Below are 14,595 nucleotides of genomic sequence, written 5' to 3' on the forward strand. Positions count from 1 at the left end.
GGGATGACGCAAAGAGGAGGCTTCAGGCGCGCAAAGGCTGCCGCAATATTTTCGTTGCTGCATGACAATGCCCTCGAAGCGACAACGGTTGAAGGACAATGCAGCAATGCGCCGCGTGTCCCCTGGATACGCAGCGCCTGTAAGACGAGCCTTTAGACTATTGCGCGCATCAGAGCCAGCCCGCTGAAGACCGCGAGGATCGAAAGCGCGACACTGGCGATGACATAGACGGCCGATAGCATGACATCGCCGCGCTCGAAGAGCGTGATTGCGTCCAGCGAGAAGGTGGAAAAGGTGGTGTAACCGCCCAGAATGCCGGTGATGAGGAAGACACGCATGTCCGGCGAGGCGCCGAACTTGCGCATGATCACTTCGGCGAGCACGCCGATCAGGAACGACCCCGTTATGTTGACGCCAAACGTGCCCCAGGGAAAGCCGGACCCGAAGCGGTGAACGGCCCAGAGACCGACGAGATAACGCAGCATCGAGCCGATCGCGCCGCCGGCGCCAACAAGGAGAAGGTGGGTCATCAGTCGCTCCGGGTAGATTGACGGCGCAATTCCGCGAAAGCGGCTTTCATACGAAATTGCGCCATTCGGTGGCTAGATCAGCCGCTCGGCATGCCAGCGCAGATGATCGTCCATGAAAGTCGAGATGAAGTAGTAGGAATGGTCGTAGCGTTCATGCATGCGCAGCGTCAAATCGATGCCGGTGCCCTTGACCGCTTCCTCGAACAGCCAGGGACGCAGGCCGTTTTCAAGGAAGCTGTCCGCCTTGCCCTGATCGATCAGGAACCCGGGGAAGCGCGCACCATCCTTGACGAGCGCGCAGGCATCATATTGGCGCCAGGCGGCGCGGTCCGCGCCCAGATATTTCTCGAAGGCGCCGATCGACCAGTCGGCGGTCGAAGGCTCGACGATCGGGGCGAAGGCCGAGCAGCTCTTGAAGCGGCCCGGGTTCTTGAGCGCGATGGTCATGGCGCCGTGACCGCCCATCGAATGGCCGAAGATGCCCTGGCGGCTCATGTCCATGCGGAAGTGCTGGCTGACGAAGGCGGGCAGCTCCTCGGTGATGTAGCTATACATCTGGTAGTGCTCGGCCCAGGGCGTTTCGGTGGCATCGAGATAGAAGCCTGCACCCTTGCCCATCTGCCAGTTCGTCAGTTCGTCGGGAACATCAGTGCCGCGCGGGCTCGTATCCGGGCAGACGACGATCAAGCCAAGCTCGGCGGCCATGCGCCGGTACTCGCCTTTCTCCATGACGTTCGCATGCGTGCAGGTGAGGCCGGAGAGATACCAGAGCACCGGCCGCGGCTCGTTGATTGCCTGCGGCGGTACAAAGACGGCGAAGGTCATCTCGCCCTTGCATGCCTCGGACTCGTGCGAAAAGACGCCCTGCATGCCGCCGAAGGTGGTGTTTTGCGAAAGGACTTTCATGGGATGCTCCTTGGATAAAGATGCTCAACCGGCAAGCTGCACGGCCGCATTGACGGCGGCGGCGACGAGCACGGTGTTGAAGAAAAACGATACGATGGCGTGTATCAGGTTGATGCGCCGCATGGCCGTCTTGGTGATGGCGACATCGGAGGTTTGCGCCGTCATGCCGATGACGAAGGAAAAATAGAGGAAGTCAAAGCCGCCGGGCTCGGGCGTTTCGGGAAAATCGAGTCCGCGTGCCGGTTCGGTGGTCGGACCATCGGGTGCTGGGACCCAATAGACATGGGCGTAGTGCATGGCCGCCATCATGTGGATCGTTGCCCAGCCGAGCACAACGGAGGCAAAGGCGAGGCCGAGCGCCAGCGCCGAGCCGGACTTCTCGCCGTTGAGCGCGAAAAACAAGGATACGAGCGAACTCGCGGCTGCCCCGAACGTCACGAGCAGGATCACGACCTCGGGCTCGTCGGTGTTCCTGGCATGGGTCTTCAGATGCCGACCGGTCATCATCCGCAAGCGCCGCCAGCATAGGACGAGATAGACGCAGAAGAAGGTGATCGCTGCCCCTTCAAGGGCGAAACGCTGCGCCACGAACCAGAGGACAGGCACGCTTGCGAGCGCGCACAGAATGGCGGTGTAAAACGGCCAGTGCCTGAGCTTCGTCGTCGCTGCCATGCTAGTGCCCCTGCGATTGCGGGCCCCATGGTCCCGCCCGTTGCGCGATCATTTTTTCGACTGACGCGCGAGTCGGTCAAGGGTTTCGAGGAAGGTGGATCGATCGCGCGGTGTGAAGGCGGCGTTGTAGCCCTTGCTCTCGCCGGTCTCGCGCAGGTGCTGTCCGAGATCGCGCATCGCAGACGCCATGCCGATATTGCCCTTGTCGAAGACCCGGCCGGAGGGGCCGGTGACAAGTGCGCCGGCGGCAACGCAGCGAACGGCAAGCGGCACGTCGGCGGTAACGACGATATCGCCCTCGTGCGCCCGTTCGGCGATCCAGTTGTCGGCCGCGTCGAAGCCTGCCGAGACGATGACATTGTGCACCATCGGGTCGCGCGAAGGGCGCAGGCCCGAATTAGCGACCAAGGTCACCTCGATCCCGTGGCGATCGGCCACTTTCAGGATTTCGGCTTTCACCGGGCAGGCGTCTGCGTCGACATAGATCATCTTGAATCAACTTCTCAACGGGACTGAAAAAGGCGCCGGAAATCAATCGTCTCCGGCGCCTCCTTGAATCAAAATAGCAGCTTAGTAGAGAACGACCGAGCGGATGCTCTCGCCAGAATGCATCAGTTCGAAGCCCTTGTTGATGTCTTCGAGCGGCATCGTGTGGGTGATCATCGGGTCGATCTCGATCTTGCCTTCCATGTACCAGTCGACGATCTTCGGCACGTCGGTGCGGCCGCGCGCRCCGCCAAAGGCGGTGCCCATCCAGGTGCGACCGGTGACGAGCTGGAACGGCCGGGTGGAGATYTCCTGGCCGGCGCCGGCAACGCCGATGACGACCGACTTGCCCCAGCCGCGATGCGAGGCCTCGAGCGCCTGGCGCATSACCTTGGTGTTGCCGGTGCAGTCGAAGGTGTAGTCGGCGCCGCCGATCTGGTCGGCTCCGCGCTTGGTCATGTTGACGAGGTACGGCACGATGTCGTCGCCGACCTCCTTCGGGTTGACGAAGTGGGTCATGCCGAAGCGTTCGCCCCAGGCCTTCTTGTCGTTGTTGAGGTCGACACCGATGATCATGTCGGCACCGGCAAGGCGCAGGCCCTGAATGACGTTGAGGCCGATGCCGCCGAGACCGAAGACGATCGCAGTCGCACCCATTTCCACCNCCGATGATCATGTCGGCACCGGCAAGGCGCAGGCCCTGAATGACGTTGAGGCCGATGCCGCCGAGACCGAAGACGATCGCAGTCGCACCCATTTCCACCTGTGCCGTGTTGATGACGGCGCCGATGCCGGTCGTCACGCCGCAGCCGATGTAGCAGATCTTGTCGAACGGCGCGTCCGGGTTGACCTTGGCAACCGCGATCTCCGGCAGCACCGTGTAGTTGGCGAAGGTCGAGCAGCCCATGTAGTGGTGGATCKTGTCCTTGCCGATCGAGAAGCGCGAGGTGCCGTCRGGCATCAGGCCTTGGCCTTGYGTCGAGCGGATCGCGGTGCACAGRTTGGTCTTGCGCGACAGACACGAYGGGCAGGAGCGGCACTCGGGCGTGTAGAGCGGGATGACGTGGTCGCCCTTCTTCACCGAGGTCACGCCCGGGCCGACGTCGACGACGATGCCGGCGCCTTCATGGCCGAGGATCGCCGGGAACAGGCCTTCCGGATCGGCGCCGGACAGGGTGAAATCGTCGGTGTGGCAGATGCCTGTGGCCTTGACCTCGATCAGCACTTCGCCGGCCCNTCGCCGGGAACAGGCCTTCCGGATCGGCGCCGGACAGGGTGAAATCGTCGGTGTGGCAGATGCCTGTGGCCTTGACCTCGATCARCACTTCGCCGGCCCGCGGGCCTTCGAGCTGAACCGTCATGACCTCGAGCGGCTTGCCTGCCTGAACGGCAACGGCGGCGCGTACATCCATCTATTTTCTCCTTGGACTGAAATGACGTCGGGCCGCCAGAACGGCGGCCCTAAGTGGAATCGCAATAGGTTATCGAATGTTCTGTTGAACGCGATTGAGTTCCATCTCAAGAGCGGCAATCGCCTTGCCGGTCTGTTCGTGCAGCTTCTTGACGAGGGCGAGCTGCTCGCGCAGGCCGTCCTTCTCGTCGATTGCGTCGGCATCCGGCGCGCGGCCGAGCCCGGCGATCAGCCAGGCCGGGGTGACGCCGAGTACGCCTGCAAGCATGAACAGCCGGTTTGTGCGGGGTTCGGCCCGATCCCGTTCCCAGGCCGCGATCGTCTCCGTGCGCACGCCGAGTTGATCGGCCAGTTCCTTGGCGCTGAGATTTGCGGCGTCGCGCGCCCTCCAGATGCGTCCTCCCAGCGTATCACCGTCGCTGGTGTCGCGCAGGCGGGCAATCATCGTTTCGGTGGACAAGCGCATGGACATCTCCTTTGCCACGGTCACGTTCAAAGGTCCCGAACCATGGGGGCCGACGGCCGACCTTTGGATCCGGGGCGGAAGATTGTCCTGAGCTTATAGGCATTTGGGCGGCGAGGGACCACCCCGAAGCGCCAAAAACACCGTCAATTGCGGCTAGGGCGCGGATAGTTCTTTCTCCGTCGCATCCTCGGCCGTTGAAAACCAACGCGTAGGCTCTAATGTGCGGCGGCCACAGGAGCTTGCCCCATGACAGACGCCCGAACTGCGACCACCGAACCCGCCGACACGGTGATGCAGGGCGTCGCCATCATGCTCTTTGCCATGGTCATCCTGCCGGGTATGGACGTGATTGCGAAATACATGGCCGTCTATGAGGGCATGTCGCCGGGGCAGGTGACCTTTTACCGCTTCTTCTTCCAACTGGTAGCGACGCTACCGATGCTGCTTGGCGCCGGTGGCCTGCGGGCGCTGAGGCCAAAGCGGCCCTGGGCCAATCTGCTGCGCGGTGTACTGCTGGCGACCGCGGCCTTGTTCTTCTTCATATCGGTGAAGTACATGCCGCTTGCCGACACCTTCGCCATCTATTTCGTCGAGCCCTTCATCCTGACCTGTCTTTCGGCGGTGTTCCTCAAGGAAAGAGTGGGCTGGCGGCGCTGGCTCGCCATTGTCGTCGGTTTCGGTGGAGCGATGATCGTCATCCAGCCGAGCTTTGCCGCTTTCGGCCTGACCGCGCTGTTGCCGGTTGCCTGCGCCTTCGTCTTTGCCTGCTACCTGCTCCTCAACCGTGCTGTCGGTACCGGCGACTCGCCGCTGACGATGCAGACAATAGCCGGCATCGGCGGCACATTGACGATGGCGCTGGTGATCCTGATCGGCAACGGCATGGGCAGCGCCGATTTCGTGCCGTCGCTGCCGAAGTCGCCGCTTGGCTGGATGCTCGTGATCGTGCTTGGCGCGCTGTCCGGCTACGGCCATCTGCTGGTGGTCAAGGCGTTCCGGGCGGCACCCGTCTCGCTGCTCGCGCCGTTTCATTATTTCGAGATCGTCACGGCGACGGCGCTCGGTTATCTCATCTTCGGAGACTTTCCGTCGCTCTCCAAATGGCTTGGTATCGCCATCATCGTTGGCTCGGGCCTCTTCATCATCTGGCGTGAGCGGCAGGCTGGACGTCGAACGGCAAGTTGAACGGGCTTACGGCGCGTCGTTCCGCGTCGGACCGAACACGGTCTCGAAGGCCTCGCGCAAGCGGATGTCCACGTCCGGCATCATTACGGGCAGGCCGAGATCGACGAGGCTGGTGACGCCATAACCGCGAATGCCGCAGGGCACGATGCCGCCGAAATGGTCGAGATCCGGGTCGACGTTGAGCGCAAAGCCATGGAAACTCACCCATTTGCGCAGGCGGATGCCGATCGCGGCGACCTTGTCTTCCGACATGGAGCCGTCGGGCAGGGCAGGCTTTTCCGGGCGCCGCACCCAGACACCGACCCGGTCTTCACGCCGCTCGCCCCGAACGTTCATCGAATCGAGCGTGGAGATGACGACGCTTTCGAGTGCCGCGACGAAAGCGCGTACGTCCTGCTTCCTGCGCTTGAGGTCGAGCATGACGTAAACGACGCGCTGGCCCGGGCCGTGATAGGTGTATTCGCCGCCGCGGCCGGTGGCAAAGACCGGAAAACGGTCGGGCATGACGAGATCGGCGGCGTCGGCACTGGTGCCGGCCGTATAGAGCGGCGGATGCTCGACGAGCCAGACCAGTTCATCTGCGGTGCCGGCGGCAATCGCCGCGGCTTCCTGCTCCATCAGCTCGACGGCCTGCGGATAATCGACCAGTTCGGAGGCAATCCGCCAGCGAACCGGGGGTGATTCCGGAGGGGCAAACATGTCCTGGCTCAGATTTTCACGCTGCATTCGCTCGGCATTCCTGTTTTTTAGAGCCTGTACATGGGATGGCGCGAGGCAAGAGTCCAGCGTTTCCGGGGCTCCTTGGGCGGGCTGTTGAAATAGTTTCATTTCCCGTCAAAATTCTGTCGTGATCCCCTTGTGCCCCCCAGGGGCTTTTGCTACATGCCCTACCACGATGCGGTCGTGGCGGAATTGGTAGACGCGCAGCGTTGAGGTCGCTGTGGGGCAACCCGTGGAAGTTCGAGTCTTCTCGACCGCACCAAAAAAACCCGGCTTCGGCCGGGTTTTTTGTTTTTAATCCTGGTGTTATCCAATTAGGCCTTCTGCCCGGGCGCAACCGGCGCATCCCTTTGTCTTCCAGTCCATATCATGCGTTCGAATAGGGGTGGCGGCCGTCGCTGATCTTGCGCGCGAATGCCGAACGAATTGCCGACGATCCCGTCGTGGCGAGAGCGAGCCTCGAAAGGCGTCGGGAAGGTTCGTTCGCTGGTCTGAAATGCGCGCGCTGAACGCCGTCTTTTCGCGCCGCACTGTGAATGCCCTCCCGTCCGTCGCCATCGTTTAATTTGTCCACAGCCATCCCTTGTGCACTCAAGGGGCTTTTGCTACATGCAGCCGCGCCGACGCCCTACCACGATGCGGTCGTGGCGGAATTGGTAGACGCGCAGCGTTGAGGTCGCTGTGGGGCAACCCGTGGAAGTTCGAGTCTTCTCGACCGCACCAAATACCCGGCTTCGGCCGGGTTTTTTGTTTCAAATCCATGTTTAGCTTCCCCGTTCTGGCGCGCCCTGATCGGCGGCATCGTGATGCCTTCTGGCAATCCGAGTCTCGCTCGTTTCGCGCTGAGTTGGCCGGTAGAAAATGGCTTGGGTCGCCCTTTGATGTTAAGATTTGTGCGGCGGTTCAACGTGAAGGGTGGCACGACCGCCACGCGTGTCGAAGCCTTGGCTGTGCGGGAGGTTCCTTTGTCCGGCGATCTCAAGACTGCTGCCGATGCAATCCTAAACGCCGCGGTCGCTTCCGCCGATGGCGTGCCAGGCGTTGTCGCAATCGCCACGGATCGCCACGGCAATTTTTACGCGGGCGCCACCGGAAAGCGCTCTTTGGCTGGCGCGACGGATATGACCATCGCCAGCGTCTTTGCGATCTTCTCGATGACGAAGGCGATCACGGCGACGGCCTGCCTGCAATTGGTCGAGGAGGGCAAGCTCGATCTCGACGCTCCCGCCAGGCAGTACGCGCCCGAAATCGGCACGCTGCAGGTGATCGAAGGTTTTGACCTCGCCGGGAATCCGAAACTCCGCCCGCCCAAACGAGACATCACCACGCGCATGCTGCTCCTGCACACGGCCGGTTTTGGCTACGATTTTTTCAACGAGACCTATGCCCGGTTGGCGCGGCAACATGGACAGCCGAGCGTGATCACCGCCTCCCATGCATCCATCCGGACGCCTTTGCTCTTCGATCCGGGCGACGACTGGGAATATGGGAGCAGCCTGGACTGGGCCGGGCAGGTCGTGGAGGGCATCACCGGCAAGCGGCTTGGCGCTGTGATGGCGGAACGCATCCTCCAGCCGCTTGGCATGGAAGACACCGGCTTTGCAATGACCGCATCCATGACATCCCGCGTGGTTACCTTGCACCAAAGGGACGATGCCGGACGTTTGTCGCCGTTGCCTGATTTCAGGCTCCCGCAGGACCCGGAGGTCCAGATGGGCGGGCACGGTCTCTATTCGACGGCCGTCGACTACGCCAAATTTATCCGCATGTGGCTCAACGACGGGATGTCACCCGGCGGTCGGGTGCTGAAGACGGAAACGGTCGAAATGGCGGCAAGGAACGGCCTCGGAGAAAGGAAGATCAAGAGGCTCCCGGGGGTAATAAGAAGCCTGTCGCACGACGCCGAATTTTTCCCCGGCATGCCGAAGTCCTGGGGGATAAGCTTCATGATCAACGATGAAGCAGCACCGACGGGACGGCCAGCCGGTGCGTTAGCCTGGGCGGGGCTTGCGAACCTCTACTACTGGATAGATCGCCAAAACGGTCTCGGTGGCCTGTGGGCGACACAGATACTGCCCTTTGCCGATCCCGCTTCGTTCGGGAGCTATCTCGATTTCGAAACGGCGGTGTACGCGGCTCGAAATACATAGCGGCGACGGGCGACAGAGGTCGCTGCGCCCGTCCGCCCTGATCCGTGTCAGTTGTTGCCGGCAGGTCCGCTCTGGTCCATGCGGCGGCGGACGAGCTTGTAGGTGCGGTCGGGCTGAACCTCGTAGGTCTCGTAGACCATCTGGCCTTCATACATGAAGCGGTTCTGGATCATGGCGCCCGGTGCGGCCTGTGTCTTCCTGCTGGCCGCGTTCTCGCCATAGGTCAGGCTCTGGGGCAGGGGCTCGAGATCTTGCTGGGCGCTGTTGCAGCCGGCGAGCGCGAGGAGGCCGATGAGGGCGAGATAGGTCGGTTTCATGGTTCGGTCCTTGGTGACTATGACGTGATGTTGCGAGCAGGGAATCGGTGCGCTAGCCGCGCGCCTGCTCCCTGGTCAGCTTTTCGAACTTCTTGATGGCGCGATCGCGCTTCAGGCGCGAGAGCCGTTGTGTCCAGAAGATGCCGTCGAGCTGGTCGATTTCGTGCTGCAGGCAGGTGGCCATGAAGCCGTCGGCTTCCTCGTCGATCGTCTCGCCGCCAAGCGTCTGGTAGCGGACGCGAACGGCGCGGGGGCGTTCGACCTCTTCAAGGATGCCCGGCATCGAGACGCTGCCTTCCGTATGGGTCGCCTTCTCGTCGCTACACCAGATGACCTCCGGATTGACGAAGGTCCTGGCGCCGCTTTCGCGATCGAACTCGATCACCGTCACGCGCTCCAGGATGCCGATATGCGGCGCGGTGATGCCGACGCCGGGGGCGTCCCGCATCGTGTCGAGAAGGTCCGCGGCCAGCGCCTCTAATGCCGCGTCGAAGCGGGTGATCGTCTCCGCCTTCCGCGTCAGCAGCGGGTTGGGAAAGCGGACAATGGGGCGAATGGCCATCAGATCTTCCTTGGCGGCGCCAAATGGGTGTTGCGCCTCCGATATCTCGACTGAAGTGCTAGCCGATCGCGCGGTCGATGTCGACTGTGTCGAGAAGCAGCCGGTTTTTCATGTATTTGCAACAGCTTGAATAAATCTGTTGTTGCGGCGCGCCCGGTGGTATCTGTGCTGTGGACCTCGGCAGGGCTTTGCGCTAGCAGGCTGTAAGGCCAGAATTCCCGCCCATGGCGGCGGATGAGGGCGAGGCAAACGTCAGTGGACGCATTCTTTCCGGCTCGCGAGGCGGACGGCCGGGAAGCAGCAAATCGTTTCGAGGGCGCGCATGAGCAATACTGGCGACGAAGACCGCGGCTCAGAAGACGTCAAGGCCTTTGACGGCTCGGACATTTATGCCGACGACGGTTCTATCCGCTCTGATTTTCTCATGCATGTCGGCGCGGCAATCGCCGACCGCGATACGATCTATCTGCGCCAGCACGTTGCCCACCTGCACTCGTCGGAAATGGGTGACCTGCTCGAGGCGATCCAGCCCGATCAGCGCCTGGCGCTGGTTTCGCTGCTCGGCAAGGAATTCGACCTTTCGGCACTGACGGAGGTCGACGAAGCGATCCGTCTCGATATCGTCGAGCACATGCCGAACGAACAGATCGCCGAGGCCATCGGCGAGATGGATTCGGACGATGCGGTCTACATTCTGGAAGACCTGGACCAGGAAGACCAGGACGAGATCCTGGCGAAGCTGCCGTTTACCGAACGGGTTCGCCTGCGACGCTCGCTGGATTACCCCGAAAGCACGGCCGGCCGGCGCATGCAGACCGAGTTCGTGGCGGTGCCGCCATTCTGGACTGTCGGCCAGACGATCGACTACATGCGCGAAGACGAGGACCTGCCGGAGAGTTTCACGCAGATCTTCGTGATCGACCCGACCTTCAAGCTGCTCGGCGCCATTGACCTCGACCGCATCCTCCGAACCAAGCGTTCGGTCAAGGTCGATGCGATCATGCACGACACCAGCCATGCCATTCCGGCCGAGATGGACCAGGAAGAGGCGGCCCAGCTATTCGAGCAATACGACCTTCTTTCTGCGGCCGTCGTCGATGACAATGGCAGGCTTGTTGGCGTGCTCACCATCGATGACGTCGTCGACGTCATTCAGGAAGAGGCCGAGGAAGACTTGCTGCGCCTGAGCGGCGTCGGCGACGAAGAGCTTTCGGACTCCGTCGGGGAGGCATCGCGCTCGCGCGTGCCCTGGCTGTTCATCAATTCGATGACCGCCTGCATCTCCGCTTCGGTCATCGGCCTCTTCGACGCGACGATCCAGCAGATCGTGGCTCTCGCCATCCTGATGCCGATCGTTGCGGGCATGGGCGGCAATGCCGGTTCGCAGACGATGACCGTTACCGTGCGCGCGCTCGCAACACGGGGTCTCGACATTCACAACGCGCCGCGCATCATCCGGCGTGAAGCCGGCGTTGGGCTGCTCAACGGCATGATCTTCGGCACGCTGATCGGGCTTCTTGCCGGTCTCTGGTTTCAGGACCTGAACATCGGCGGCATCATCGCAACTGCGATGCTGATCAACATGATGGCTGCGGCCCTTGGCGGCATCCTCGTGCCGCTCTGCCTCGATCGCTTCGGCGCCGACCCGGCGGTCTCTTCCGCCGTCTTCGTGACGGCCATTACCGATATCACCGGCTTCTTCAGCTTTCTCGGCATCGCCACCTGGTGGTTCCACGTCACGTAACGTGGCGCGTTGTTTGACTTTTACGTCAAGGTCAACGATAGTGCATGCTCAGGAACACATGGAATGGCAGCGTGGATAAATACTATAGCATCACCGAATTGACGCGGGAATTCGGCATTTCCACGCGAACGCTGCGTTTCTATGAGGACGAGGGCCTCATCCATCCGGAGCGCCGTGGTCGCACGCGCCTGTTCCGGCCGGCCGACCGGCGGCTCATTCAGGAGATTCTGCGAGGGCGCCGCATCGGCTTCACCATCGCCGAGATCCGTGAAATCATTCAGGTCTACAAGGACCCTCCCGGCGAGCTCGGCCAGCTTCAGCTGCTGATGTCGCGCGTCGAGGAAAAGCGCGAAGAGCTGCGCCAGAAGCGCAAGGACATCGACGATACGCTGGCGGAACTCGACAATGTCGAGGAAGCGTGCCTGACGCGTTTGGCCGAAATCGGCGTCGGCACCTGAAGGGTCGCTGGTTTATGTCTGGAATTTTCGAAGGGTAGCGTTCGCGCTGCCCTTTTTGCTGCGTGTATCCCTGCCGGCGCTCAGATCCAACGGCTGGTATGCCGGCAGTAGCGCTCGAATTCGAAACCGAAGCGCGACAGCAGGTGCCGCTCTTCATTGCGGATGGCAAAGAGTGTGGTCAGCATCACGGCTGCAATCGCCATGATGAAGAACCACGGATTGAGCGTCGCCAGCCCAAAGCCGATCATCATCAAGGTGTAGCCGAGATAGATCGGATTGCGCGTGAAGCGGAACGGACCGTAGGTGACCAGGCATGTGGCTGATCGGTAGGGCATGACCGCCGTATGCCGATCGAGCAGCGTTTTGACGGCCCACAGGGCCAGCCAGATCGCGACGATAATCAGGGCGCCGCCGCTGATCCAGGGAAACCAGCCGTGGCCATGTGCCACCGGAATGGGAAAATGTCGCGCCAGTAGAAGCGCCGCAAGAGTGGCGACCCCGTAGAGAAGGGCCGGCCATGGGAAGTTCAGCGGCTTGGCACGATAGGCATTCATGTCCTAGTCCCCTGATTGCACGTTGATTGTGCATTGCTGCGCGATTCGCGCAATGCGTTCATCGCTGCTGACGTTGATCTCTCCCCTGTTCAGGCTGTCGAACAGGTTCTGTTCCACCAGACGGTCGAGGGTACAGCCGCAGAAGCTGTCGCACGGCACGGCAGGATTTCCCTGGTTGCAGGCCGCAACGCAATTGCTGCGGTAGGCTTCCTTGGGATCCGGCAGTGTCGGCGGAGAGATCAGCGAGAAGAGATAGACCAGTCCGATGAGCACGGGCTGGTGAATGAGGTATATGGCCAGACTGTGACGGCTGCCGAAGACGAGGGGCGTCATCCACAGCCGCCCCTTGCCATCTGTGGAGGGCCGGCTTGCAAGCGCGGATACCAGCCGCGCGTGGAAGAGCTTGGCGGCACCAAGGCCGAGCAGAAACGGCCCGAGCCACGGCAACAGCGGCACGTAGTCGTTGGACCGTGGCAGCGTCTCGGACAGACCGACCCACCAGAGCCAGGGCGCATCGAAGATCGGCGAGCGCAGATAGAAGGGTGCCGCGATGGCCGCGGCGGCTGCGGCGAAGGAAACGACGGCAGGAAGCCTGAGGAATATCAGGCCGATCAGGCTTGCCGCGGCGATCGCATGCAGGATGCCGAAGAAGATGAAGGTGTCCGGGAAGGCAAAATAGGTGGCAATCGTGATCAGCGCTGCGGCGCCGGCGATCTTGGCGAAACGGCGCAGGAACGCGTTGATGCGGATCGTCGGCCATTGTCCGAGCACGAGGCTGTAGCCGGCAAGAAACAGGAAGCTGCTGGCAATCAGCCGCGCAAAAATCTTCCAGCCGCCGGTGCCGGCCGTGCCTGCTGCGACATAGCCGAAGAACTCGAGGTCCCAGACGAAGTGATAGGTCGCCATGGCAAGCAGCGCCACGCCGCGCGCGACATCGATGAAGGCGAGCCGCCTGCCTGTCGGTTTCGCTGGGGTCTCTGCTGCCGGTGCGGTCACATGGATATCGGACATGGGCATTCGCCATCCTGTTGGCGTGAGGAAGAGTGGCAGGCCTGGCTTGCGCCAGGCACGCGTCCTTGATTGCTGATGGAACGCCGCGGCTGCGATCCGCAGCCGTCCGGCGCGCCGGTTGCGCGGATTGTCAGGGTGTTGCGTCCTTGAGGAGCGCGGAACGCGCCTCCGAGAAGAACTGTCTGCGGGTCAAGACGAAGATGACGAAGACGGTGAGCGCCACGAACACATAGGGGCTGATGAACCAGCCGAGATAGCCGATCGAAAGAAAGATCGCCCGGAGACCGGCGTTGAAGTGCTTGGCGGCAAGCACGTTCATGCGGATCGCCCGTTCGGCCGCCTTCTCCGCCGCATGTCGATCCCGCTGCATGTCGGCGGTCATCGGGATGCCACCCATCAGGATCGAGCAATAGTTGAACAGCCGGTAGGACCAGCCGAACTTGAAGAAGGAGTAGCCGAAGAGGCAGGTGAGGCCGCCGACCTTCAGCTCGAACGCCGTGCGCCCGCCATGGAAGACATAGGGCATGTCGGCAAAGATCATCTGCGCCTGTTCGGTAGCGCCGAGCAGTGCGAAGCAGCCGCCGAGCGCGAAGATGGTCGTTGAAGCGAAGAAAGCGGTGCCGGCCTGGAGCCCCGCGATGATCTGCGTATCGATCATCTTCAGGTCGCGGTTGAGCGAATTGCGGATCCAGCGGCCGCGATGCTCGTTCATGAGGCGCGTAAGACTCACGCGTTTGAAGCCGCGCGTGCCATCGGTCGCCCAGCTGAAACCCGCCCAAAGCAGGATAAACACGACAAGCGCTATGTAATCTTCGAAGGTCATACACGTGTTTTTGGCATGGCTTTTGGAAATTGCAAGGTGGCCGGGGCGGTGTCGGAATCCGCGACGCGTCAACTACTGTGATGAAATTGCGGCGGAATTTCTTCCCGGCCGTACCGACCATTTGTGCGGTTTTCACCAGGATCCTGTGTTCGGTCGCACGGGCTTGACACCTTTCCGCCACATTCCCCCATTGCGCATTTACGCTTTCTTCAATATGCATGGCCCCAGACGCGGGCGCCTACGGTGCTGCCCGCGGCCGTTGAGAGTGTTTTCGGAGACATCATGGACAATACAATTCAGAAGTCTTGCTGGGGCGTAACTGCACGCGCCGTGGCTGGTTTCGCTGGCGTTCTTGTTCTTGCTTATCTTTTCGGCGGCCTTTGATATCTAGTATCTAGAAAAGTCCACTGATTGACGGCGCGGCTTCCCAAAAGCCGCGCCGTTTTTGATTCCAGGCAACCAGTGGCGCTACCCGGAGCCCTTGCGGGAGGTCAATGTCGCACGGACGGGATCGAATGTCGGTTGACCGCCTGACGGCCTGCTATGGGATCGCTTAGGCTTCGTTCCTATATCTGCTTGCGGATCTCCTTAAATCGGCAC

16 protein-coding genes, 2 tRNA genes and 2 pseudogenes are annotated in these 14,595 nt (G+C 61.8%); 6 read left to right on the forward strand and 14 right to left on the reverse strand.

What is annotated here, in order from left to right; translation table 11 throughout:
* Positions 1–152: 152 nt before the first annotated feature.
* From crcB to ASD63_RS26450, 8 genes and pseudogenes are all read right to left on the reverse strand, one after another.
* Positions 153–530, reverse strand: a complete 378-nt coding sequence (gene crcB, locus ASD63_RS26425) for a fluoride efflux transporter CrcB (RefSeq protein ID WP_034795634.1) — start codon at positions 528–530, stop codon at positions 153–155.
* A gap of 72 nt (positions 531–602) precedes the next feature.
* A complete protein-coding gene (gene fghA, locus ASD63_RS26430; protein ID WP_034795636.1) occupies positions 603–1,436 on the reverse strand; it encodes an S-formylglutathione hydrolase in 834 nt (277 codons plus the stop codon).
* Between the two features lie 24 nt (positions 1,437–1,460).
* Complete coding sequence (locus tag ASD63_RS26435) at positions 1,461–2,108, reverse strand: DUF1345 domain-containing protein (protein ID WP_034795640.1); 648 nt, start codon at positions 2,106–2,108, stop codon at positions 1,461–1,463.
* 48 nt (positions 2,109–2,156) lie between these two features.
* Positions 2,157–2,597 (reverse strand): YaiI/YqxD family protein, encoded by a 441-nt coding sequence (locus tag ASD63_RS26440; RefSeq protein WP_060530017.1) that lies wholly within the window; start codon positions 2,595–2,597, stop codon positions 2,157–2,159.
* An 81-nt stretch (positions 2,598–2,678) separates the two neighbouring features.
* Positions 2,679–3,258, reverse strand: a 580-nt coding sequence (locus tag ASD63_RS36350) for a zinc-binding dehydrogenase (RefSeq protein WP_244497280.1), incomplete at its 5' end; no start/stop codon positions are given.
* Between the two features lie 99 nt (positions 3,259–3,357).
* Positions 3,358–3,830: pseudogene (locus tag ASD63_RS36355) on the reverse strand (alcohol dehydrogenase catalytic domain-containing protein); the annotation flags it as partial.
* Between the two features lie 98 nt (positions 3,831–3,928).
* A pseudogene (locus tag ASD63_RS36360) lies at positions 3,929–4,006 on the reverse strand (GNAT family N-acetyltransferase); the annotation flags it as partial.
* Positions 4,007–4,075: 69 nt separating this feature from the next.
* A complete protein-coding gene (locus ASD63_RS26450) occupies positions 4,076–4,471 on the reverse strand; it encodes a helix-turn-helix transcriptional regulator (RefSeq protein ID WP_034804375.1) in 396 nt (131 codons plus the stop codon).
* Positions 4,472–4,717: 246 nt separating this feature from the next.
* Here ASD63_RS26450 and ASD63_RS26455 point away from each other — a divergent pair, with 246 nt between their 5' ends.
* The gene (locus ASD63_RS26455) at positions 4,718–5,656 is read left to right on the forward strand and encodes a DMT family transporter (RefSeq protein WP_234798737.1); all 939 of its coding nucleotides are present in this window, start codon (positions 4,718–4,720) and stop codon (positions 5,654–5,656) included.
* A gap of 6 nt (positions 5,657–5,662) precedes the next feature.
* On the opposite strand, the gene lipB is transcribed toward ASD63_RS26455, so the two are convergent.
* Entirely contained in the window at positions 5,663–6,382 is a 720-nt protein-coding gene (gene lipB / locus ASD63_RS26460) for a lipoyl(octanoyl) transferase LipB (RefSeq protein WP_034804378.1), read from the reverse strand.
* Positions 6,383–6,553: 171 nt separating this feature from the next.
* Between lipB and ASD63_RS26465 the strand changes: the two genes are divergently transcribed.
* The 3 genes from ASD63_RS26465 (at position 6,554) to ASD63_RS26475 (ending at position 8,526) form a co-directional block, all read left to right on the forward strand.
* Positions 6,554–6,638, forward strand: a tRNA-Leu gene (locus tag ASD63_RS26465).
* A gap of 376 nt (positions 6,639–7,014) precedes the next feature.
* Positions 7,015–7,099: transfer RNA gene (locus tag ASD63_RS26470), tRNA-Leu, on the forward strand.
* Positions 7,100–7,341: 242 nt separating this feature from the next.
* Positions 7,342–8,526: a serine hydrolase domain-containing protein gene (locus ASD63_RS26475; RefSeq protein WP_034796015.1), complete on the forward strand. Its 1,185-nt coding sequence runs from the start codon at positions 7,342–7,344 to the stop codon at positions 8,524–8,526.
* 47 nt (positions 8,527–8,573) lie between these two features.
* Here the strand turns inward: ASD63_RS26475 and ASD63_RS26480 are convergent, their stop codons facing one another.
* Together ASD63_RS26480 and ASD63_RS26485 are read right to left on the reverse strand one after the other, a co-directional pair.
* Positions 8,574–8,843: a hypothetical protein gene (locus ASD63_RS26480; RefSeq protein ID WP_034796014.1), complete on the reverse strand. Its 270-nt coding sequence runs from the start codon at positions 8,841–8,843 to the stop codon at positions 8,574–8,576.
* Positions 8,844–8,895: 52 nt separating this feature from the next.
* Positions 8,896–9,405, reverse strand: a complete 510-nt coding sequence (locus ASD63_RS26485; protein WP_034796011.1) for a peptide deformylase — start codon at positions 9,403–9,405, stop codon at positions 8,896–8,898.
* Positions 9,406–9,727: 322 nt separating this feature from the next.
* Here ASD63_RS26485 and mgtE point away from each other — a divergent pair, with 322 nt between their 5' ends.
* Positions 9,728–11,149 (forward strand): magnesium transporter, encoded by a 1,422-nt coding sequence (gene mgtE / locus ASD63_RS26490; protein WP_034796009.1) that lies wholly within the window; start codon positions 9,728–9,730, stop codon positions 11,147–11,149.
* A gap of 44 nt (positions 11,150–11,193) precedes the next feature.
* Positions 11,194–11,607 (forward strand): MerR family DNA-binding transcriptional regulator, encoded by a 414-nt coding sequence (locus tag ASD63_RS26495; protein ID WP_034796007.1) that lies wholly within the window; start codon positions 11,194–11,196, stop codon positions 11,605–11,607.
* 80 nt (positions 11,608–11,687) lie between these two features.
* Here ASD63_RS26495 and ASD63_RS26500 read toward each other — a convergent pair whose 3' ends face one another.
* From ASD63_RS26500 to ASD63_RS26510, 3 genes are all read right to left on the reverse strand, one after another.
* Complete coding sequence (locus tag ASD63_RS26500; protein WP_034796004.1) at positions 11,688–12,161, reverse strand: isoprenylcysteine carboxylmethyltransferase family protein; 474 nt, start codon at positions 12,159–12,161, stop codon at positions 11,688–11,690.
* A 3-nt stretch (positions 12,162–12,164) separates the two neighbouring features.
* On the reverse strand, positions 12,165–13,067 hold the full coding sequence (locus ASD63_RS26505) for a DUF1624 domain-containing protein (RefSeq protein WP_234798753.1): 903 nt from the start codon (positions 13,065–13,067) through the stop codon (positions 12,165–12,167).
* Positions 13,068–13,302: 235 nt separating this feature from the next.
* Positions 13,303–13,995, reverse strand: coding sequence for a DUF599 domain-containing protein (locus tag ASD63_RS26510; protein WP_034795992.1), 693 nt, complete (start codon positions 13,993–13,995; stop codon positions 13,303–13,305).
* Positions 13,996–14,595 lie beyond the last annotated feature (600 nt).

Origin of the sequence: Ensifer sp. Root558, assembly GCF_001427045.1 — a bacterium.
GTDB lineage: Bacteria > Pseudomonadota > Alphaproteobacteria > Rhizobiales > Rhizobiaceae > Ensifer > Ensifer adhaerens.

Excerpts from the sequence above, each read along its gene's own strand:
- ASD63_RS26505 (WP_234798753.1), bottom strand. The coding sequence starts at position 13,067 with ATGGCGACCTATCACTTCGTCTGGGACCTCGAGTTCTTCGGCTATGTC.
- ASD63_RS26510 (WP_034795992.1), bottom strand. The coding sequence starts at position 13,995 with ATGACCTTCGAAGATTACATAGCGCTTGTCGTGTTTATCCTGCTTTGG.
- ASD63_RS26495 (WP_034796007.1), top strand. The coding sequence starts at position 11,194 with ATGCTCAGGAACACATGGAATGGCAGCGTGGATAAATACTATAGCATC.
- ASD63_RS26485 (WP_034796011.1), bottom strand. The coding sequence starts at position 9,405 with ATGGCCATTCGCCCCATTGTCCGCTTTCCCAACCCGCTGCTGACGCGG.
- ASD63_RS26440 (WP_060530017.1), bottom strand. The coding sequence starts at position 2,597 with ATGATCTATGTCGACGCAGACGCCTGCCCGGTGAAAGCCGAAATCCTG.
- mgtE (WP_034796009.1), top strand. The coding sequence starts at position 9,728 with ATGAGCAATACTGGCGACGAAGACCGCGGCTCAGAAGACGTCAAGGCC.
- ASD63_RS26450 (WP_034804375.1), bottom strand. The coding sequence starts at position 4,471 with ATGCGCTTGTCCACCGAAACGATGATTGCCCGCCTGCGCGACACCAGC.
- ASD63_RS26455 (WP_234798737.1), top strand. The coding sequence starts at position 4,718 with ATGACAGACGCCCGAACTGCGACCACCGAACCCGCCGACACGGTGATG.
- ASD63_RS26480 (WP_034796014.1), bottom strand. The coding sequence starts at position 8,843 with ATGAAACCGACCTATCTCGCCCTCATCGGCCTCCTCGCGCTCGCCGGC.
- fghA (WP_034795636.1), bottom strand. The coding sequence starts at position 1,436 with ATGAAAGTCCTTTCGCAAAACACCACCTTCGGCGGCATGCAGGGCGTC.
- crcB (WP_034795634.1), bottom strand. The coding sequence starts at position 530 with ATGACCCACCTTCTCCTTGTTGGCGCCGGCGGCGCGATCGGCTCGATG.
- lipB (WP_034804378.1), bottom strand. The coding sequence starts at position 6,382 with ATGCAGCGTGAAAATCTGAGCCAGGACATGTTTGCCCCTCCGGAATCA.
- ASD63_RS26435 (WP_034795640.1), bottom strand. The coding sequence starts at position 2,108 with ATGGCAGCGACGACGAAGCTCAGGCACTGGCCGTTTTACACCGCCATT.
- ASD63_RS26500 (WP_034796004.1), bottom strand. The coding sequence starts at position 12,161 with ATGAATGCCTATCGTGCCAAGCCGCTGAACTTCCCATGGCCGGCCCTT.